The organism is Bacteroides sp. CAG:633 (assembly GCF_000435115.1).
In the GTDB taxonomy this organism is placed as follows: Bacteria; Bacteroidota; Bacteroidia; order Bacteroidales; family Bacteroidaceae; genus Bacteroides; species Bacteroides ndongoniae.
Genome location: NZ_FR883095.1, coordinates 8102 through 27803, shown reverse-complemented (window position 1 = coordinate 27803; position 19702 = coordinate 8102). Strand labels below are relative to the sequence as shown.

General features: G+C 47.6%; 14 protein-coding genes and 1 pseudogene (2 of these 15 cut by a window edge). 10 read left to right on the top strand and 5 right to left on the bottom strand.

Features of this window, described 5'->3' with window-relative positions; genetic code table 11:
- The 5 genes and pseudogenes from QVP67_RS09910 to QVP67_RS09890 form a co-directional block, all read left to right on the top strand.
- Positions 1-1869, top strand: a pseudogene (locus tag QVP67_RS09910) (sodium-translocating pyrophosphatase); it begins 361 nt to the left of the window's first position.
- Positions 1870-2115: 246 nt separating this feature from the next.
- Positions 2116-2535 carry a hypothetical protein gene (locus tag QVP67_RS09905; RefSeq protein WP_022163404.1) on the top strand — a complete coding sequence of 140 codons (420 nt, stop codon included), beginning with the start codon at positions 2116-2118 and terminating at the stop codon, positions 2533-2535.
- 100 nt (positions 2536-2635) lie between these two features.
- The gene (locus QVP67_RS09900; RefSeq protein ID WP_022163403.1) at positions 2636-3241 is read left to right on the top strand and encodes a ribonuclease HII; all 606 of its coding nucleotides are present in this window, start codon (positions 2636-2638) and stop codon (positions 3239-3241) included.
- A 327-nt stretch (positions 3242-3568) separates the two neighbouring features.
- Positions 3569-6268 carry a hybrid sensor histidine kinase/response regulator transcription factor gene (locus QVP67_RS09895; protein ID WP_288180094.1) on the top strand — a complete coding sequence of 900 codons (2700 nt, stop codon included), beginning with the start codon at positions 3569-3571 and terminating at the stop codon, positions 6266-6268.
- A 570-nt stretch (positions 6269-6838) separates the two neighbouring features.
- Entirely contained in the window at positions 6839-10054 is a 3216-nt protein-coding gene (locus tag QVP67_RS09890) for a hypothetical protein (protein WP_288180097.1), read from the top strand.
- Positions 10055-10151: 97 nt separating this feature from the next.
- On the opposite strand, the gene QVP67_RS09885 is transcribed toward QVP67_RS09890, so the two are convergent.
- Together QVP67_RS09885 and QVP67_RS09880 are read right to left on the bottom strand one after the other, a co-directional pair.
- Positions 10152-11078: a magnesium transporter CorA family protein gene (locus QVP67_RS09885; protein WP_022163400.1), complete on the bottom strand. Its 927-nt coding sequence runs from the start codon at positions 11076-11078 to the stop codon at positions 10152-10154.
- 426 nt (positions 11079-11504) lie between these two features.
- A complete protein-coding gene (locus QVP67_RS09880; RefSeq protein WP_022163399.1) occupies positions 11505-13742 on the bottom strand; it encodes a TlpA family protein disulfide reductase in 2238 nt (745 codons plus the stop codon).
- Positions 13743-13932: 190 nt separating this feature from the next.
- Here QVP67_RS09880 and gpmI point away from each other — a divergent pair, with 190 nt between their 5' ends.
- The 5 genes from gpmI (at position 13933) to QVP67_RS09855 (ending at position 18377) form a co-directional block, all read left to right on the top strand.
- Positions 13933-15450 (top strand): 2,3-bisphosphoglycerate-independent phosphoglycerate mutase, encoded by a 1518-nt coding sequence (gpmI, locus tag QVP67_RS09875; RefSeq protein ID WP_022163398.1) that lies wholly within the window; start codon positions 13933-13935, stop codon positions 15448-15450.
- A 351-nt stretch (positions 15451-15801) separates the two neighbouring features.
- Positions 15802-16383 (top strand): DUF3109 family protein, encoded by a 582-nt coding sequence (locus QVP67_RS09870; RefSeq protein ID WP_022163397.1) that lies wholly within the window; start codon positions 15802-15804, stop codon positions 16381-16383.
- Between the two features lie 110 nt (positions 16384-16493).
- The gene (locus QVP67_RS09865) at positions 16494-17069 is read left to right on the top strand and encodes a hypothetical protein (RefSeq protein ID WP_071148394.1); all 576 of its coding nucleotides are present in this window, start codon (positions 16494-16496) and stop codon (positions 17067-17069) included.
- A 9-nt stretch (positions 17070-17078) separates the two neighbouring features.
- Entirely contained in the window at positions 17079-17396 is a 318-nt protein-coding gene (locus QVP67_RS09860; RefSeq protein ID WP_022163395.1) for a DUF3784 domain-containing protein, read from the top strand.
- Positions 17397-17699: 303 nt separating this feature from the next.
- Complete coding sequence (locus QVP67_RS09855) at positions 17700-18377, top strand: MIP family channel protein (protein ID WP_071148585.1); 678 nt, start codon at positions 17700-17702, stop codon at positions 18375-18377.
- A gap of 88 nt (positions 18378-18465) precedes the next feature.
- Here the strand turns inward: QVP67_RS09855 and QVP67_RS09850 are convergent, their stop codons facing one another.
- The 3 genes from QVP67_RS09850 to gyrB all read right to left on the bottom strand — a co-directional run.
- A complete protein-coding gene (locus tag QVP67_RS09850) occupies positions 18466-18684 on the bottom strand; it encodes a winged helix-turn-helix domain-containing protein (RefSeq protein WP_022163393.1) in 219 nt (72 codons plus the stop codon).
- A gap of 3 nt (positions 18685-18687) precedes the next feature.
- Positions 18688-18915: a winged helix-turn-helix domain-containing protein gene (locus QVP67_RS09845; protein ID WP_022163392.1), complete on the bottom strand. Its 228-nt coding sequence runs from the start codon at positions 18913-18915 to the stop codon at positions 18688-18690.
- Between the two features lie 411 nt (positions 18916-19326).
- Positions 19327-19702 carry the final stretch of a DNA topoisomerase (ATP-hydrolyzing) subunit B gene (gyrB, locus tag QVP67_RS09840; RefSeq protein WP_022163391.1) on the bottom strand. Its footprint extends 1625 nt past the window's final position, so the window shows 376 of its 2001 coding nt (coding positions 1626-2001); its start codon lies off the right edge, out of view — the gene reads right to left on this strand; it ends in the stop codon at positions 19327-19329.

Sequence of the window (19702 nt, the reverse complement as noted above, 5' to 3'; positions counted from 1 at the left end):
CGAACAGCCAATGCAGCCCGAGGCTCGCTGAACGGCGGTCTGCGCATCGCCTTCCGCAGTGGTGCGGTGATGGGACTGGTAGTGGTCGGACTGGGACTGCTGGACATTTCCTTCTGGTACCTGTTGCTGAACGCCGTGATACCTGCCGACGCGCTGACACCCACACACAAACTCTGCGTCATTACCACTACGATGCTTACCTTCGGTATGGGTGCCTCGACGCAGGCCCTCTTTGCCCGTGTGGGTGGAGGTATTTATACGAAGGCGGCCGACGTAGGTGCCGACCTTGTGGGTAAGGTGGAAGCCGGCATCCCCGAGGACGACCCGCGCAATCCCGCCACCATTGCCGACAACGTAGGCGACAACGTAGGCGACGTTGCTGGTATGGGTGCCGACCTCTACGAAAGCTATTGCGGCTCCATTCTGGCCACGGCGGCACTGGGTGCGGCAGCCTTCATACACTCGGGCGACACGCTGATGCAGTACAAGGCCGTCATTGCCCCGATGCTGATTGCGGCGGTGGGCATCCTGCTCTCCATCATCGGTATCTTCTCGGTACGCACCAAGGAGAACGCCACAATGAAAGACCTGCTCGGCGCGCTGGGCTTCGGTACCAACCTCAGTTCGGTACTCATCGTAATAGCTACGTTCTTCATCCTCTGGTTGCTGAAGCTCGATAATTGGATGTGGATTTCGTGTTCCGTTGTCGTTGGTCTGCTGGTGGGCATCGTCATCGGACGCTCCACGGAATACTACACTTCGCAGTCCTATAAGCCCACACAACGCCTGAGCGAGAGCGGAAAGACGGGACCGGCCACGGTTATCATTTCCGGCATCGGTCTGGGCATGCTTTCCACAGCCATTCCGGTGATTGCGGTGGTAGTGGGCATCATTGCTTCCTATCTGTTCGCTTCGGGCTTCGACTTCAGCAACGTAGGCCTTGGACTTTACGGCATCGGCATTGCTGCCGTAGGTATGCTTTCTACGCTGGGTATCACCTTGGCTACCGATGCTTACGGACCCATTGCGGACAATGCCGGCGGTAATGCCGAAATGTCGGGACTTGGAGCCGAAGTGCGCAAACGTACCGATGCCCTCGACTCGCTGGGCAATACGACGGCTGCTACGGGTAAGGGCTTCGCCATCGGTTCGGCCGCATTGACGGGACTGGCTCTGCTGGCTTCGTATGTCGAAGAAATCCGCATCGGACTGACCCGCCTCGGGACTACCGAAATCTTTGTAGGCGACAAGGCCGTGCCTTTGCAGGACGCTACGTTCTTCGACTTCATGCACCACTACGACGTCACACTAATGAATCCCAAGGTGCTGTCGGGCATGTTTATCGGCTCCATGATGGCCTTCCTGTTCTGCGGACTGACAATGAATGCCGTAGGACGTGCTGCCGCACACATGGTAGACGAAGTACGCCGTCAGTTCCGCGAAATCAAAGGCATCCTGACGGGCGAGGCCGAACCCGACTATGCCCGTTGCGTGTCCATTTCGACCCGTGGTGCGCAGCGCGAGATGGTGGTTCCGTCGCTCATTGCTATCATTACTCCCATTCTGACAGGTATTGTCTTTGGCGTGTCGGGTGTGCTGGGGCTGCTGATTGGCGGCTTGAGCAGCGGTTTCGTATTGGCTATATTCATGGCCAACTCCGGTGGTGCGTGGGACAACGCCAAGAAGTATGTCGAGGAAGGAAACTTCGGCGGCAAGGGTAGCGATGTTCACAAGGCAACTGTGGTAGGCGATACGGTAGGCGACCCCTTCAAGGACACTTCTGGCCCCAGCCTGAACATCCTTATCAAGTTGATGTCGATGGTAGCCATCGTCATGGCCGGACTCACTGTGGCTTGGAGCGTGTTCTAAGAGGAATTATTTTGGTCGGCATAATCGCTATTTTCGACCGGATAATCCTTGAAGCCTCTGTTATAAGACGAATACATATAAAAACGTTTTTTTACTAATCTGCGGTTTACTTTATATTTGCACATAGCAGATGGATATGCGGCGTAGCAGAAAGGAACTGTTTCTGAGGGTCCCTACGCTGCATTTTTAATATGAACCGATGGCTTGAGAGGACCTGTTGAAGCCACTAAAACAGATTAAACGTCTATGAAAACTTTGAAGTATTTGTCTTTTCTTTTGTTTGCCTTTGTATTAAGTGCAGGTTTTGCATCGTGTAGCGATGATGACGAAAGTATAGATCCTGCTGCTATTGTCGGTAAGTGGGAAGCTGTATGGAGTGAAGGTTACGAAATTGACGATGAGGAACCTGAATACAATGACAGATGGAGCGAAGAAGTTGGAGGTGAATTTGTTACATTCGAAGCTGACGGGAGTGGATATTATCAGAATAATACTCAGAAGTTCTCGTGGAAGTTAGAGGGTAACCAGCTCATGATTGACGAAAGATACTCTACTGAAGTATATACGGTCGTAAAGCTGAATGCTTCGGAAATGGTACTCGAATATTATGAAAAAGAAGATTCCTACGAGTATTATGATAAGACGACTTGTAGAAAGGTAGAATGAACATACTAAGAGAATGGTTTAGGAAAAAGGATGCCGGCAGGCATCCTTTTTTTGATATTATTCTCCTATATTTGCTGTCGAAACCAGAAAAACGAGACAGATGTTACTTCCTTACCTGAACCCTGATTTGATCGAAGCCGGTTGCGACGAGGCCGGACGCGGTTGTCTGGCGGGGGCTGTTTATGCGGCTGCTGTCATTCTGCCCAAAGATTTCCGTAACGAGCTGCTGAACGACTCCAAGCAACTGACCGAACACCAACGTTATACCTTGCGTGAAGTTATCGAACGGGAGGCCCTGGCGTGGGCTGTGGGTGTGGTTTCGCCGCAAGAAATTGACCAAATCAATATTCTGAACGCTTCCTTTCTGGCTATGCATCGCGCCATCGACCAGCTGAAGATACGGCCCCAGCATCTGCTCATCGACGGTAACCGTTTCCGGAAGTACGCTGACATCCCCCACACCACGGTGGTGAAGGGCGACGGCAAGTATCTTTCCATTGCCGCCGCTTCCATTCTGGCCAAAACCTACCGCGACGACTACATGAATCGCCTGCATGAGGAGTTTCCTTACTACGACTGGAACCGGAACAAAGGCTACCCCACCAAGAAACACCGCGCCGCCATTGCCGAGCACGGCACTACGCCCTATCACCGCCTGACATTCAATCTGCTGGGCGACGGGCAGCTTTCGCTGGATTTTAAATAATGTTACTATCTTGGAGGCGAGAATGTGCTTGGAAAATAAAAGTCAAGGCGGATTGCCAAGATTAAAATGAGTAAACAAAATGATAATTCATCGTTGGCGTTTTTTTAATATTAAAAACCTTTTCTGTTTTGTTAAATTCTGCTATTTTTGCATTATGACAATCTCCTTTTGATTATTATAATAAAAAATATAGGATTACTACTTATGCAGCGCCTTATAATACAGATATTAAGTGTTTTACTAATAATGGTAAGCTGTGTCCCGTCCGTACATGAAGGAACAGGTATGGATGCGGGTAAACAAGAAATAGAAAAACAGGCAAAACGGATGGCTGAAACCGATTCGCTTGACTATTTCATCCGTCAGCATGCCAGGAACAATTACGCCCTTAGTATCGCTTATAAGATAAAAGGAAAAAAGTTGCGGGATGAGTCCCGATTCAGGGATGCTTTGAATGCTCATAATAAAGGTTTGGAATATGCTTTGGCGGCGCAAGACACTAACGAAATCATTCAGGCATATAATAATATAGGTACAAACTTCAGGCGTATGGGGATCTTGGATGAGGCATCGAACAACCATTATAATGCATTACGTTATTGTGAAAACTGGAGTGACACTATCTCGGAAACAGCGAAAAAGAACAAGGTAGTCTCGCTTAACGGCATCGGTAACATCCATCTGACTCTGGGCAATGCAGAAATTGCCATGCAGGCTTTCGGTAAGGCACTCGAAGGAGAAAAGGAATTGGGCAGCTATTTGGGACAAGCCATTAACTATGCTAATATTGGGAGTATATTGGAAACGAAAGGGGAAACAGCAAAAGCCTACATCTATTACCAGGAATCTATGAAATTCAATCGTTTGGCTCAATCCAATCTGGGTATAGCTCTTTGTCACAATCATCTTGGACGTATGGCAGAAAAACATAAAAATTGGAAAGAAGCTTTGGAACATTACCAAAGTTCGAGCCAACTTATGGAAGAAAATTCAGATCGGTGGCATTGGCTGGAAGCACACATTGCCATTGCGCGTGTGTATTTATTGCAGAATCTGCGTGGAAAAGCCGAGCCTTATATCGAAAGAAGTGAACAGGAAGCACTGAATATCCACTCACCCGAACATTTGTCTGAAATATACAGGTTGAAGTCTCTAGCCTGCCAACAGGCCGGGAACTTTAAGGAAGCCATTAGTCATTACGAAAAAAGTTTGGCATATACGGATAGTGTAATGAACGAGAAAAATAAAAACAATACGCTGAACTTACAGATGAAGTATGAGAGGAATAAAGCTCAGAAAACTGTCAACGTGGCTCGGAATGCTTATCGAACAGAGCAGAAATCCAAAAATACAATTCTTATAGGTAGTGTGTTATTTGCTATATTGGCTGTAACTATTATATTGCTTCTGCTATACATTCAGCGCATACGTCTCCGAACCAACCGGCAGCTGAAACGTACGATTCAGATGAGAAGTACTTTCTTTACTAACATTACCCATGAATTTCGGACTCCACTTACTGTCGTCATAGGCTTGGCTGAACAGTTGAAAAAACAGGAGTTGGGGAAAAAAGATGTGGACGATTATCTGGATACCATTATCAGACAAAGCCGCAGTCTGCTCGGACTGGTTAACCAGTTGCTTGATGCAGCCAAATCGGCTCCGGGTATGGAACAGCAGAAATGGGTGCATGCAGATATTGTTTCTTACATCCGGTTGGTTTTGGATGGCTATCGCTGTTATCTGAATGCCAAACATATCCAACTCATCTTCACTACACAAGTACAGACGCTACAGGCAGATTACATTCCTGAATACATCAATAAAATATTGCAGAATGTGCTCGGTAATGCTATTAAATTCGCTCCCAAAGAGGGAATGATACAAGTTCACTTGGGCACAGCATCCGACAAGCAGTTGATTCTGCAAATTACTGATAACGGGCAAGGAATATCAAAAGAAGAACTTCCATACATCTTTGACGCATTTTACCAAGGGGCAAACAGCAAAAATAATATGGGTACCGGTATCGGATTGGCTTTTGTCAAGCAAATGGTTGAAAGTATGAATGGAAGTATCACCGCTGACAACAGCAAAGAGGGAGGAGCCGAATTTACCATCCGGATACCCTTACAGAATCCAAAGGCTCACATTGAAATTCGGGTTGAAGAAAGTGAACCTGCTTTGAGTAGTTTGCCGGAAAACGATGAAAAGCCTGCTGAAGCCTGTGATATAACCGTAATAGATGAAGAACCTTTAGAGAATGCTAATCCGTTGATTCTGATTGTGGAAGATAATCAAGATGTGTCATTCTACATTCATAAGCTCGTTGAGGGCAAGTATCGGATCAGGCATGCACACAATGGATGTGAAGCTTTGAACGTATGCAATGAAAATATGCCCGATTTAATCATTACGGATCTGATGATGCCTGAGATGGATGGATACACCTTGTGTCAAAATATACGCAGTTCACAAACGCTCAACCATATCCCTATCATCATTACAACAGCGAAAAGTGAGGAAACCGATAGGTTGAAGGGAATACAGGTTGGAGCAGAGGCTTATTTATTGAAACCTTTCAATGCCGACGAACTATTGCTGCAAATTGAAAATATCCTGAACCAGCGGCGCATCCTGCGTGAAAAATACTCGAAAGCATTGTGCGAGGGCAATACGGGGAACGTTGAATTGCGTCCTGCCGACCGTGACTTCCTGAACAACTTGACTGAATTTATACATCAGCATTTGGCCGAAAAGGCACTGAATGCGGAAATGGTTGCAGATAAATTTTGTGTCAGTAAGTCTCAACTGAATCGTAAAATACGAGCCATAACCAATTACAGTACTACGGCTTATATTTTATTAATCCGTATGGAAAAAGCCAAGCGCCTGCTGGCTTCCACAGAGCAGCCTATTGGTGAGATTGCCATGAACTGTGGTTTCGAAGATACCAGTTATTTTACGCGCGTATTCAAACAACTGTTTTCCACAACCCCTTCATTGTTCCGTAAAACGCCTCAATAAGGACGTATGTTCATCCCGGATTTGGAGTGAAGTGTGCAAAAGTCATCCGGAAGAATCTCTAATTAATAAGCTAATATTGCATTCGTAACGTAAGTTGTGTGGTTAGCTGAACTGCACATTCACAGTTACTCGCGACTTTTCTAATCTAATAAATGCAGGCTGGTGTGCCTGCAATTCTGCTGTTGTGTCCCTTCTTATTTAACGTTTGCTATTGTTGAAAAAAAGAATTTATGCTTTCAAATCTGGGTTCAATTTAGATTGATGGCAAATTTTGAGTCCCAAAACTGTCTGCTTTTTGATAATCAGAAGACTGAAAATTGCGGATGAATGAGAAATGAATGACGTATTAGTAGGATTTTTAATATATTGATTATTAGTTGATTATTAAAAATTAATGCTTCAATTTTCCTATTTGTAGGATAGAATTGGGTTTAAAAATCCTTATTCTTGCTTTAAAAATCCTAACTTGATGAAACGGATTGGGCTACATTTGCATGACAACAGGAAAATCCTGGAAATATGTTTAACTTTTTAATGTTATGTGCTATGAGAAGAAGGTATCTTAATGTAATGCTAGTGAGTGCCCTATTAATGGCTTCCACTGGAACATTTACCTCTTGCAAAGATTACGATGATGAGATTGCTAATCTGCAGGAGCAAGTGAATCAGAAAGCTTCTATTGAGGAGTTAAGATCAGAAATCAGTAGCGTTGAATCTGCCATTAATAAGGCTGTCGCTGATGCTGATAAAGCAATCAAAGAAGCTCAGGCTGCTAAAGCTGAAGCTGAAGAAGCTTTGGCTCAAGTTGGTGAAAACACTCCTGATGGAGTGACACAGGAAGAATTGGAACAAATGCTGAAGCAAGCAATTGCTGATGCTGAAAAGAAAATTCAGGAAGAGTTGGGCAAAAAAGCTTCACTAGAGGACGTAAATGCGAAAATTGAAGCTTTGAAAGCGGAACTTTTAAGTGATTTTGTATCAGACGAAGAGCTGAATGCTTTGGCTGCAAAAGTATCTCAGTTAAGTGAAGAAGTTATCAGACTGTTAGGCCATCGTCTGACAAGCATGAATTTGGTTCCTACGCAGCATATCAATGGTATTCCTGCCATTATTTTCACTTCGTTGAAATATACTCCGCAGGTATATACTCCTATTAAAGGACATGCTGTAACGGATTATTCTGACCCATTGCATCCAGTAATGACAACACCTGCCGATCACTCCAAACGCCCTGTGTTGGACCATACGGCTGTAGCGGGTGCGAAAGTACGTTATCTGTCTAGTGAGAAGAACGAGGCATATTATCAGGTAAGTCCTAATATGGGTGTCCGTACGCAGGATCTGGAAAGTCTAGCCTTCGACTGCATGACTTCTAAAAACATAACTCGTGCAGCTGAAAGTGACCTGATTAAGCAGAACAGTCCTATTGAAGTGACAGGTTTTAAAATTGACAAGAGTCTGATGACTGTTACTTTCAAGAAAAGCAAAGAATTCTTGAACGACCGAATCATGAGCACGGGCGATGCTCACCCCGCACCTGGACAAGAAAAATTCTGGATGGCATCGGCTAAAGCTGCCATTGCTAAGGAAAATCTGGATGCTGAGGAACGGAAAGCTTATGAAGCAGGGACAAAGACCTATGTGAACTCTGAATATTCGCGTATTGAAGAGCTGGTTAAAGTGCCTTATATTGCCAATATCAGAACAAATTTCAGCAAACCTTTGACTACCGACTATTTTGCTGACGAAGTTCAGACAGATGCCAATGGAAGTTTCTATGTACACTATCGTGACTCCATTTGTACATATGAATCTTTAGCAGGTAAGGATATTGACATTTATGCAGACTATGCCGAAGAACTGGATCTGAAGAAGTATGTAACAGTCTGTGTTTCTGATGAGGCAGAGGCATGGAAGGATCATGCTCAACACGAACTGTTCAAGAATTACAAGGATTATGGTCTGGAATTCCGCTTTAGTCTGGCAGCAGCTCCATACATCACTTTAGGAGGTCCGGAAGGTAATACCAATAAGACCGACCAGCAGAAGTTTGCAAAAATTGATTCTCCGTCCAATGGTATCATGACATCAAAGGTGTATACAATTGAAGGAACATCTGCTACAGCTATCGGTCGTGAGCCTATCGTGCGTATATCATTGGTTGATACCAAAAACGGTGATGCATTGGTTGCACAGCGCTATCTGAAAGTAAAATGGACAAGAGAAATTGGTGTGAAGGAAATCACAATCGAGTTTGATCCGATTTGCTATGCTTGTGGCATCCAAAGCCGTGTAACGACTCAGATGATGAATGAATTAATCTACCACCAGGCTAAAGAAGGCGGTATGACTCACGAAGAATTCAAGGCTATCTATACGACATTTGACGAAAATGCTTCTGAACCTTATGGTACGGCTAAGAACGTAATCAATACCGAAGGTGGTGTAGATTCTTATAATATCCTTTGGGATTTGACAACAGAAACAATGGGCAACATCTGGCCGGGTCAGAAGTACAAAGACTTCAGCAAGGTTGTTTACTACAGAAATGATTCCAAGTCTTATCCGGATCTGAAGATTACATTGAAGAGAAGAGTGAACATGCCTGAACTTGGCGTTTGGGGTCACTTGGGTACATACTGGAAGACAACAGATCCGAAGTACACAATCTTCAACGTTAACCCGATTGTTTATGATACGGAAGAATCCAACCCGGCATGGGGCGAACTGGAAACAAACGCAGCAGACTGGAAGGATGAAAATGCAACTTGTAACATTTATACCGACTTGTTGAACGGATTCCTGAATGAAGAAGGTACGAAGCCATTATTCGCAGAAGATGCCGTTTGGTATGACTGTGGTAAAGTGAAGGAAGATTTCTATAAGAAACCTTATGAAACCATTCGTTTCGTGTTTGACGATACGCGCATCAATAACTATACTTACCAGTATTACAACCGTTCGGCAATGAAGTATGAGCCTAAGAAGGCAACGGTACAAAATAGACTGGAAACGATTGACGGAACCTCTTACTACGTATCTATATTGTGGATTAACGGTGAAGTTGCTGCCAAGATCATCAATGAAAGAAAGAACTTCTTGAATGCGGCAGAACAGACTTACAACATTCGTCTGGAAGAGGAAAATGCAATCCATGCTCCGCGCACCGGTGAGAAACCGACAGAAGCAGCCAAGGCATTGGTTGGAGCAGATGTTCCGGTTAGAATGGAAGCTGTACTTTGCGATGCAGTTGGCAAAGACTGGAATGTGAAGACCGTGAAGGCTTATGAGGCATTCATCATTGAACCGTTGACTATGAGCGATCCGACATTGGCACCGTTCACTGATGCCCAGGAAGGTGGTTCTCGTATCTCTATAGAAGGTAAATTCACATACAAGGCTTGGAACAATTCTACCGTTGCTAATACAGTCGGATTGCCGAAAGCACTGTGGGAATTCTATGAAGCAAACGAAGGTGAATGGCCATACCTCGATCTGGCTACCGGTGAATTGGATCCTTCGAGACTGAAGACCAACTTGAAGTTAGTTGATGGAAATATTGAACCGGTTGAAGGTTACCAGGATGGTGCATTGCCAAAGAATGTGAAGATTATCAGAACAACTTCTGGAGGTAAAGACGAATTGGTTTACTATAACTACAGCGGTACGCCGGTTAATAAGGAATACATCATTTACATTCCGGTTACCTTTACATATAAGTGGAAGACATTTGTTTACAATGTAGCCGTAACAGTTAAACCTAATCCAGGTACCCCGTCTGTATAGTACATGGGCTAATATCCAATACATTGGATAACTAAGAGTAGGGGATGTGCACATCGTTTGTAGTGTACATCTCCTATCTTTTTTATGCTATTTCTTCTCAGAACCACTTGATCCTCCTGAACCACACGAACGTCACCGCCGACAGGGCGACGGACAGCACCACGATGAGCAGGAAGGCATGGGGGAAGGCATCCAGGTGGATGTCCACGTTCATGCCGTAGAAGCTGGCGATGACGGTGGGTATCATCAGCGTGATGCTGAGGCTCGTCATGCGTTTCATGATGTCGTTCACGTTGTTCGAGATGATGGAGGCGAAGGCGTCCATCGTGCCGGTCAGGATGTCGCTGTAGATGTTCACCGTGTTGTAGGCCTGGCGCAGCTCGATGACGGCGTCGTCCAGCAGCTCCATGTCCAGCATGCCGGTGTTCTGGAAGATGTTCTTCAGGCGGCCTATCAGTACCTCGTTGCCGCGGATGGAGGTGTCGAAGTAAACCAGTGTCTTTTGCAGCTTCATCAGTCGCAGCAGGTCTTCGTTGCGGATGCTCTTCTCCAACTCTTTCTCGGCGTTGGCCACTTCGTTGTTGATCTGCTTCAGGTACTTCAGGAACCAGACGGCCGAGGAGTAGATGAGGCGCAGGATGAGGTCCAGTTTGTTGTTCACACAGATGCCCTTGCGGCGCGTGTGCTGGATGAAGTCGGGCAGTAGCTCCGTGTGGTAATAGCAGACGGAGACGATGATGTCGTTGTTGGTGATGATGCCGATGGGCACGGTGATGAAGGGAATCTGCGGGTCGCTGCTCTGCATGGGGATGCGCAGGATGGTCAGCAGCCAGTTGCCTTCGGTCTCGGTGCGGGGCCGTTCGTCGGCGTCGGCAATGTCCTCCAGGAAGGATTCGGGTACGTTAAGTTCGCGAGTCAGGAATTGGAAATCGTTGTTGTCGGGGCATTCTACATTTACCCAGCAGTTGGGTGCCCACACAGGCTTCTCTACGAAGCCGTTTTCGCTGTAGAGATACTTTCTCATCGGTGATAGCCTCCTTTCTTAGGTTGCGTACGGAGGCTGGCGATGCAGAGGGTCTCCGTCCGCGGTTAAGGGTTAATACTGTTGCACGTTCGAGGGTTTGAATCGTCCATATCTTGTTCTCAATTTGTTTTTAATGCGGGGCAAAAGTAATGAAACGGACCGATAGCCGGTGCATCCGGCCTGTTTTTTTAGGTTTTGTTTCAATTTGGGGGAAGGAACCGGTTGGCGGGATGCCTCAGGGCGGGTTCTGCCGGTCGGCGGGAAAGGTACAAGTACCCCGTTTGTGGGATACTTGTGTGGCTCGTGAACCACACTTGCACGGCTCGCGAGCCACACTTGCGTTACATTTGTTCCACACAAGTGTCCCACAAACGGGGGATAAGCGCCCTTCGCGAAGGACGTTGCATTGTCATGATATTCAGCGCGTTATTCTGTTTTCTTCTGTTCCGTGCCGAAACGTCGTTGCAGGAAGGAGGCCAGGTTGTAGGCTTCGACGTTTTCGGTGCAAATGCTGCCGTCCTTTTCCACCACGACGTAATGCGGAATGCCGTTGAAGCGGAAGAGCTGGCGCAGGTACTTGTAGTCCGTGTCCCCCAAGCGGTAGCTGGCTTCGCCTTTCAGGTTCTTCTCCACGTATTCCGTATAGTCTTTCAGGGGCGATTCGGCTTCACTGGTGATGTAAACGAACTGGAATTCGGGATGGTTGCGGTATTGCTCGCGCAGCTTGGCCGTAGCCTTTATGCCTGCCCGGCAGGGACCGCAGGTGGTTGCCCAGAAGTCAACGAACAGCACTTTGCCTGCATGGGGCGCGATGATACGGCGGAAGATGTCGGTAGCTTTCCCTTCGGGCAGTTGGTACGACGTCGTTGGGGTGTCGGGGAACCGTTCTTCCAACATTTCGCGGGCCGTGGCTCGCAGATAAGGATGAGTGACGGTTTTTTCCAGCTGGGTAAGGAAGGCTTCGGCATACTGACGTTGCATAAATGCATCAGATAATATGAAGCGTAGGTTACGCACACGGGCTATTTGCCAAAGCAATGGGGAGGGCGTGGCGCACAAGCTGTTGACGATGCTGTCCTTTTTCTCAGAGAATCTCAGCTGAAGTCTCAGCTGTCTTTCTTTTAAGGGAAGGGCCTGAAAGGCTTCATCGTTCTGCATGTTTATCTGTTCCTGAAGGGGAATGGAAAGCGGACTCATGAATTCGAAGCGGTTGATAAAAAAGTCTGTGCCGTAATTGACTAATACCGACTGCTCGTTCAGAGGCATTTCCTTCAGAAAATCGTAGTAGGAGGCGTCGGGTTGCACTTTCAGTATCTGATTGGTGGTGTCTTGCTGTGCATAGTAGCTGCGGTCCATTTGGAAATCGAAGTAAGCCATACCTGTCTGTGTAGCTTTCTGGTTGCGTATCAGCGACACGGCCTTTTGCGAGGGGGCGTAAAGGCGGCAGAGCGAGTCGGCCTGCTGTTGCCATTGGTCGATGACGGGTTTCAGCCGTTCCTGGAACTGGGCGGGCGTCAGCGTCTTTTGTGCTTCGGACAATTGGTTGTAAGGATACCGAAAGCGTTTGCTCAGTGTCATGGCCAGGTACGACAGGTCGGTCCTCTTGCCCATGTAGGCGGTGTGAGAGAGGGGGTAGTTTATATCGCGTGCGCGGCTGCGGGCCATGACGTCTTCCCAGTCTATGTAGAGGGTGACGGTGTCGCCCGGTTCGACATAGAAAGGTATATCTATATTTCTAATTATCAGGTTTTCGCAGACGGGATGTCGCAGGAGGAAGGAACATTGGAAACTGCCGTCGGGGTTGATGGGCACCACGGTGGGATAGTCCTGCCGGGTGATTTCGTCTTTCAGATAGAGGATGCCGCTATCGAAGCCCAGTCGCGGGTCGTATCCGTTCAGATAGCCTTGCAGGTAGACGCTATCGCGGCGGAAAAAGTCTTCTCCATAACCGTTGTCGGTTTCGGCGGCAACCGTCTCAGGACGGGTACGGACATAACGCTGCGCTTCGTCACCGTCGAGGGCAATGAGGCAGGAGCCATCCTTGCGTGGTGTCAGTTGCAGGGTGGCGGTGGAGCCGTTTGTGCGGCTGCGGGCAGTCAGCACGATGCGCTTCCCTTTCTTGCGGCATTCGGTCAGATCGTACAATCGGTTGTTCAGGATGACGAGCGAGTCGTGGACGCCATACGTCCAGTGGCCTTGCGCGTCGTCGGCAAACCAGTTGCCTTCCACCTGTTTCAGAGGCGATGGCTGCTTGGGGTTTGCGGGCACTAACGAGATGTCGTAAGTATTGCTTTCGTTGCCGTTAGGGTCAATCATGTGGATGGTCTGTGTTTCCTTGGGCAGGGGTTCAAACAGCAGTACAAAGTCCATTTCGCCCGAATCGGGCATGAAGGTTTCTTTTTTCAGTTCGATGCCTTCGGCGCCCGTTTGTGCGTAGCGTTTGCCGGTGGCAACATCTTCCAAATAGTTTTCTCCGTCTTCCATAATCCACCAGTGCGGACGGAAAATGGCGTGAATATAGACTTTAGTGTACTCAGGGGTGCGCTCGATGCGGGTGATGTTGCGGATGCTGCCGTTGCGTGCCTTGAACGTGGGGTTCTCGATGGTTTGTGCCGTCAGCAGTCCTGATAGCAGGAGCAGGAGGCAGAAGAAAATGTTTTTCATGTTGTTTTCAGTGTTATGTGAATCATCTTGAGATACTCTCTCATGTCCAAAGGTAAGGATTCTTTTCAGATAACCGTCGAAAAGGGTGTTAACTTAACATAGATTAATCCTTTACATACGCATCTTTTTTTGTAACTTTGCGGCCGGAAAAGAAATAAGATTGATTTAAACTTTAAATACATTAAGCATTATGGCAAAGAAAGCTCTTTTAATGATTCTCGATGGTTGGGGTTGTGGCGACCATCAGAAGGACGACGTGATCTTCAACACTCCCACTCCTTACTGGGACAGTCTGCTGGCCAACTATCCGCACTCACAGCTCCAGGCGAGCGGCGAGAACGTAGGTTTGCCCGACGGTCAGATGGGTAACTCTGAAGTAGGTCACCTGAACATCGGTGCCGGACGCATCGTTTATCAGGACCTCGTGAAGATCAATCGTGCCTGCGCCGACAACAGCATCCTGCAGAACAAGGAAATTGTTTCTGCCTTCACGTATGCCAAGGAGCATGGCAAGAACATCCACTTCATGGGACTGACTTCGAACGGCGGTGTTCACTCTTCGTTCGATCACCTGTTCAAGCTCTGCGACATTGCCAAGGAATACGGTTTGCAGGACACTACCTTCATCCACTGCTTCATGGACGGTCGTGATACCGACCCGAAGAGCGGTAAGGGCTTCATCGAACAACTGACTGCTCACTGCGCACAGTCGGCCGGCCGCATTGCCAGCATCGTGGGCCGTTTCTACGCTATGGACCGCGACAAACGCTGGGAACGTGTGAAAGAAGCATACGACCTGCTTGTTAACGGACAGGGTCGTGTAGCTACCGATATGGTACAAGCCATGCAGGAGTCTTACGACGAAGGTGTAACTGACGAATTCATCAAGCCTATCGTAAACGGCGCTTTCGATGGCACCATTAAGGAAGGCGACGTAGTGATCTTCTTCAACTACCGCAACGACCGTGCCAAAGAGCTGACCATCGTACTGACCCAGCAGGATATGCCGGAACAGGGCATGCACACCATCCCCGGTCTGCAATACTACTGCATGACGCCGTACGACGCATCGTTCAAGGGCGTGCACATCCTCTTCGACAAGGAGAACGTTCAGAACACGCTGGGCGAATATCTGGCCAACAACGGCAAGACGCAGCTGCACATTGCCGAGACAGAGAAATATGCCCACGTAACCTTCTTCTTCAACGGTGGCCGCGAAACTCCGTATGCCAACGAAGACCGCATCCTCGTTCCTTCGCCCAAGGTTGCCACTTACGACCTGAAGCCTGAAATGAGCGCTTACGAAGTGAAGGACAAACTGGTAGAGGCTATCGGTACACAGAAGTACGACTTCATCGTGGTGAACTACGCCAACGGCGATATGGTGGGTCACACGGGCGTTTATGCAGCCATTGAGAAGGCAGTCGTTGCCATCGACAACTGCGTTCGCGACACTGTTGAGGCAGCCAAGGCCAACGGCTACGAAGTCATCATCATTGCCGACCACGGTAATGCCGATCACGCACTGAATGCCGACGGCACACCCAACACAGCCCACTCGCTGAACCCGGTTCCGTTCGTATATGTCACGGAAAACAAGAATGCCAAGGTAGAGAACGGCGTACTGGCCGACGTGGCTCCGTCTATCCTCCACATCCTCGGCATGCCTCAGCCGGCAGAGATGACGGGTAAGGATCTGATTAAGTAATTTTAGCAAGAGAGGGTGTGTTGTAGAGTATTCGGACGCACCCTCTTTTTTTATGAATAGAAGAAAGACAAATATAAAAACTCTATATTCCGTTATCTAAGCGGGAGTACTGGCAATAAGTGCTATTCATGGCAATGCTATTAAAGGTATGTGGAAAATATCTTGAAAGAGCAAATGTTTGACAGATACCGGTACAGAGTATTGGCTGGGGGTAACTGGGGCGGATTTTTTTCCCAGTTAGGAAAATAATATTCTCCAGTTAGAAAAAAATTTTTTCCCAGTTAGGGAAAAAAAGTCGGTATACAGTGATCTGATTTATTTTTGTCAGTTAGTAAGAGATATTGAATAATTATGGTACAGATAGGCGACGTAGTAGTGAGTTTCGATGTGTTTCGCGAGAAGTTCCTTTGCGACCTGGATGCCTGCAAAGGGCAGTGTTGTATTGAAGGCGATGCGGGAGCGCCCGTTGAGCTGGACGAAGTGGAAAAGTTGGAAGAAGTGCTTCCCGTCATTTGGGACGAACTGAGCCCCGAGGCGCGTGCCGTTATCGACCGTCAGGGCGTAGTCTATACCGATTGCGAGGGCGATCTGGTGACCTCCATCGTCAACAACAAAGATTGTGTCTTCACTTGCTACGACGAGCGCGGTTGCTGCTACTGCGCCATCGAGAAAGCGTTCCGTGCCGGTAAGACCGATTTCTACAAGCCCGTTTCCTGCCATCTGTACCCCATCCGCGTAGGCGATTACGGTCCCTACAAGGCGGTGAACTACCATCGTTGGGACGTTTGCAAAGCGGCTGTCCTCTTGGGGCGCAAAGAGAATGTGCCTGTCTATAAATTCCTGCGTGAACCCCTTATCCGCAAGTTCGGCGAAGACTGGTACAAGGAACTGGAGATTGCAGCCGAGGAGTTGGAGAAGCAGGGGATGCTGTAAAATTGTGAACGGGTAGTTAGAATTATATGCGTTGTCTGTACTTAAATCTATTACTGATTGTTTGCCTTTTATTTACTTCGTGTAAAGAAGGCAATGATTCTCCTTCCGATTTGGATAAATTGGAAGAACTGGAATTGAAGCCCATAATGAATTTGTTAACAAATGGAAATTGTGAGGAATGGACTACTCTTCCTATGGGGAATACTTATTTGTCGGGATGGTCTTTGCGTAATAAAGATTGTATAATAAAGGAAAGAGATGTTGTCTATGAAGGGTCGTATGCGGTCTGTATGCTTTCACCAGCTAAGGGAATTACGGCAGCATTGAGTCAAAAAGTGAAGGTGACCCCCGGGCATCTTCTTCGTTTGCGTTTTCATTATTACATAGAACCGGAATGTACGGGTACTAAACCGCGAATGTATTGCTATTTCCGTGAAGGCGGAACCAATAATATTCCGAATGATGTGTTGGCCTCTTTTTATGACGATGCTACATGGGGAGTTATACGAGGAGGCGGGTACGGACTCTCTTCTTTTCCTCTTGAATATGGAGAGTGGCAACTGTTTGATTACACGATCGAAGTTCCTGCTATAGCAGATTATTTTGTATTTGAAATACATAGTTATGCTGGAACAAAGATGTATGTGGATGATTGCTGGGTAGTGGATATCGATATGTATAAATGATAGAAGGTTATGGAAGCTTATCTCGTCTGGCTTTTTGCCGCCCTGTTTGTTGTCTTGGGACTGCTTGTACGGAAAAACCCGAAACTGATAGCGGGCTACAACACGATGTCGTCCGAGCGGCAGAAGAAAGTCGATGTCGAAGGGTTGAGGACTTTCATGTGCCGTGCGTTCTGCATGATCGGGGTGCTCCTCGTTCTGTGCCATTACTTGCTGGTGTTGGCTGGCATGCGCGGGCAGATAGCCTTGCTGTTAAGTGTCGTGTTGGTACCCATGCTGGGAGCATTTTATATACTGATTGCCGCGCAGCGTTACGATCGCGGGCGGTGACTGCAGGCAGGATGGTGTCTGCTATCTGAATAGCATTTCAACTTCTGAATAGTGGTTAATATTGCTCGTGAGCCGTGCAAGTGTCTCTCGTGAGCCGTACAAGTGTCTCTCGTGAGCCGTATAAGTGTGCTCCGATGCCTCTCTTTTTCTTTGTATTTTCTGCAGGAAACAGGTGTTGATGTTTTGCCGGATCGGGCGGAGATGGGTATGGGCAAAGGGTGCTTTTCCTCGATTTCTCTCCCCAAGACTTGTTTTTCTCGGAAAAAAAGCGTATAATTGTTGGATAACCAATCTTATATGCTTATGAAAAAGTACATTGCAGAAATGGTGGGGACGATGGTGCTCGTCCTCATGGGATGTGGTAGTGCTGTTTTTGCCGGCAGCGTGGCCGATACGGTAGGCGCCGGTGTAGGAACTATTGGAGTAGCTTTGGCCTTCGGACTGTCGGTTGTGGCCATGGCTTATGCTATTGGAGGCATTTCGGGTTGCCATATCAATCCGGCCATTACGCTGGGCGTTTTCCTTTCGGGACGCATGAAGGGCAAAGAGGCCGCTATGTACATGGTGTTTCAGGTGATTGGAGCCGTTATCGGGTCGGCGGTGCTTTATGCGCTTATCACGACTGGTGCGCACGACGGCCCTACGGCAACGGGTGCCAACAGCTTCGACGCTGGCGAGACGGTGCAAGCCTTCGTGGCCGAGGCGGTGTTTACGTTTATCTTTGTTCTGGTTGTCTTGGGTTCGACCGACCCTAAAAAAGGTGCCGGACAGTTGGCTGGACTGGCCATCGGTCTGACGCTGGTGCTGGTACACATTGTCTGCATTCCCATCACGGGTACGTCGGTCAATCCGGCACGTAGCATCGGTCCAGCCTTGTTCGAGGGTGGAGCAGCGTTGTCGCAGCTATGGCTCTTTATTATTGCGCCTTTTGTGGGTGCAGCCTTCAGTGCGATGGTCTGGAACTATCTGGAGAAAGACTGATTGCGGCGAAAAGTATAAGCTCCCGTCCGGTTGGCCGATGGCTGTGCCGGGCGGGAGCTTATGTGTAGATGTTGCTCCTACTGTCTTTTTAATAATAGATGTTGACAGAAAGGTATAGGTATTCCGCGTTGTTGCTGTCTGTCTCGAAGTAGATTTTGTCTTCTCGTGCCAGCCAGCCGATAGCTGCGTTCAGGTCTCTGTCCGATAGTGCCGATGCGGCTTTCAGGTCTTCGTATTTCCAGCGTTTGCCGTCGTTCAGCAAGGTCCAGACGATGCCTGCATTGTTTCCGATAGTGTATTTATCCATAATTTAGCCGATATAATAATTTAGTTCGATGTATAATACGTTTCTTCTTCCTACTTTGGTTTCCTCGATAGAAAGTTTTCCTTCGCGTGCCAGCCAGCCGATGGCAGCGTTGATGATTCGGTCCGACAGGCCGGTTGCCTGTTTGATTTCCTGATAGTCCCATTTCCGGCTTTCGCTTTGAAGCAGGTTCCAGATGATGCCTGCGCTTTCGCCGATACTTTGAATGTTCATAGGCTTTTCTTTTTAATGGTTTGTTTTTCGTATTAGTAAGGTTATACAATAGGCCATACATATTCCCGGAGGAGTTTGTCTGGCTTTCGAGAGGGATCGGCAATCGCTTTCGCAAACGGAAATCGACTGTCGATTTGTTACTTCAAATAAGATTCTTATATGAATCTGTTACAAAAGTATACTTTTCGGATAATAAAACAACCTTTAAGAGCTTTTTCTCAGGAAATCTTTCTTTTTTTAATGATTTTTTCTCTTTGTTGTTACGTTGGTGTGAATGGGGTGGAGGAAAAGGGGGTAGACAGTTGTTCCCGAGGGACAGAAACGGAAAAGCCCCGGAACGAGCAGGAGTTTCCTGTTGTTCCGGGGATTCTTCGTTGTAAGATGTGAGGTTGGTTAATATATTACGATTGTTTATGCATCGATGTTGGCGTATGTGGCGTTCTTTTCGATGAACTCGCGACGCGGACCAACGTCTTCGCCCATCAGCATGGAGAAGGTGTAGTCGGCTTCGGCAGCATTCTCCAGATGCACCTGCTTCAGCATACGGTTTTCGGGGTTCATGGTTGTTTCCCACAGCTGTTCGGGGTTCATCTCACCCAAACCTTTGTAGCGTTGGGTGTGAATGGCGTTCTCCGAACCACCACCGTAGGTGTCGATGAAACGTTGGCGCTGTTGGTCGGTCCAGCAGTATTCTTTCACCTTGCCTTTGGTGCAGAGGTAGAGGGGCGGTGTAGCAATGTACAGATAGCCTTGCTGGATGACTTCGGGGAAGTAACGGAAGAAGAGC

Excerpts from the sequence above, each read along its gene's own strand:
- QVP67_RS09885 (WP_022163400.1), bottom strand. The coding sequence starts at position 11,078 with ATGAGAAAGTATCTCTACAGCGAAAACGGCTTCGTAGAGAAGCCTGTG.
- QVP67_RS09855 (WP_071148585.1), top strand. The coding sequence starts at position 17,700 with ATGAAAAAGTACATTGCAGAAATGGTGGGGACGATGGTGCTCGTCCTC.
- QVP67_RS09845 (WP_022163392.1), bottom strand. The coding sequence starts at position 18,915 with ATGAACATTCAAAGTATCGGCGAAAGCGCAGGCATCATCTGGAACCTG.
- QVP67_RS09850 (WP_022163393.1), bottom strand. The coding sequence starts at position 18,684 with ATGGATAAATACACTATCGGAAACAATGCAGGCATCGTCTGGACCTTG.
- QVP67_RS09900 (WP_022163403.1), top strand. The coding sequence starts at position 2,636 with ATGTTACTTCCTTACCTGAACCCTGATTTGATCGAAGCCGGTTGCGAC.
- QVP67_RS09880 (WP_022163399.1), bottom strand. The coding sequence starts at position 13,742 with ATGAAAAACATTTTCTTCTGCCTCCTGCTCCTGCTATCAGGACTGCTG.
- QVP67_RS09905 (WP_022163404.1), top strand. The coding sequence starts at position 2,116 with ATGAAAACTTTGAAGTATTTGTCTTTTCTTTTGTTTGCCTTTGTATTA.
- gpmI (WP_022163398.1), top strand. The coding sequence starts at position 13,933 with ATGGCAAAGAAAGCTCTTTTAATGATTCTCGATGGTTGGGGTTGTGGC.
- QVP67_RS09890 (WP_288180097.1), top strand. The coding sequence starts at position 6,839 with ATGCTAGTGAGTGCCCTATTAATGGCTTCCACTGGAACATTTACCTCT.
- QVP67_RS09860 (WP_022163395.1), top strand. The coding sequence starts at position 17,079 with ATGGAAGCTTATCTCGTCTGGCTTTTTGCCGCCCTGTTTGTTGTCTTG.
- QVP67_RS09895 (WP_288180094.1), top strand. The coding sequence starts at position 3,569 with ATGGCTGAAACCGATTCGCTTGACTATTTCATCCGTCAGCATGCCAGG.
- QVP67_RS09870 (WP_022163397.1), top strand. The coding sequence starts at position 15,802 with ATGGTACAGATAGGCGACGTAGTAGTGAGTTTCGATGTGTTTCGCGAG.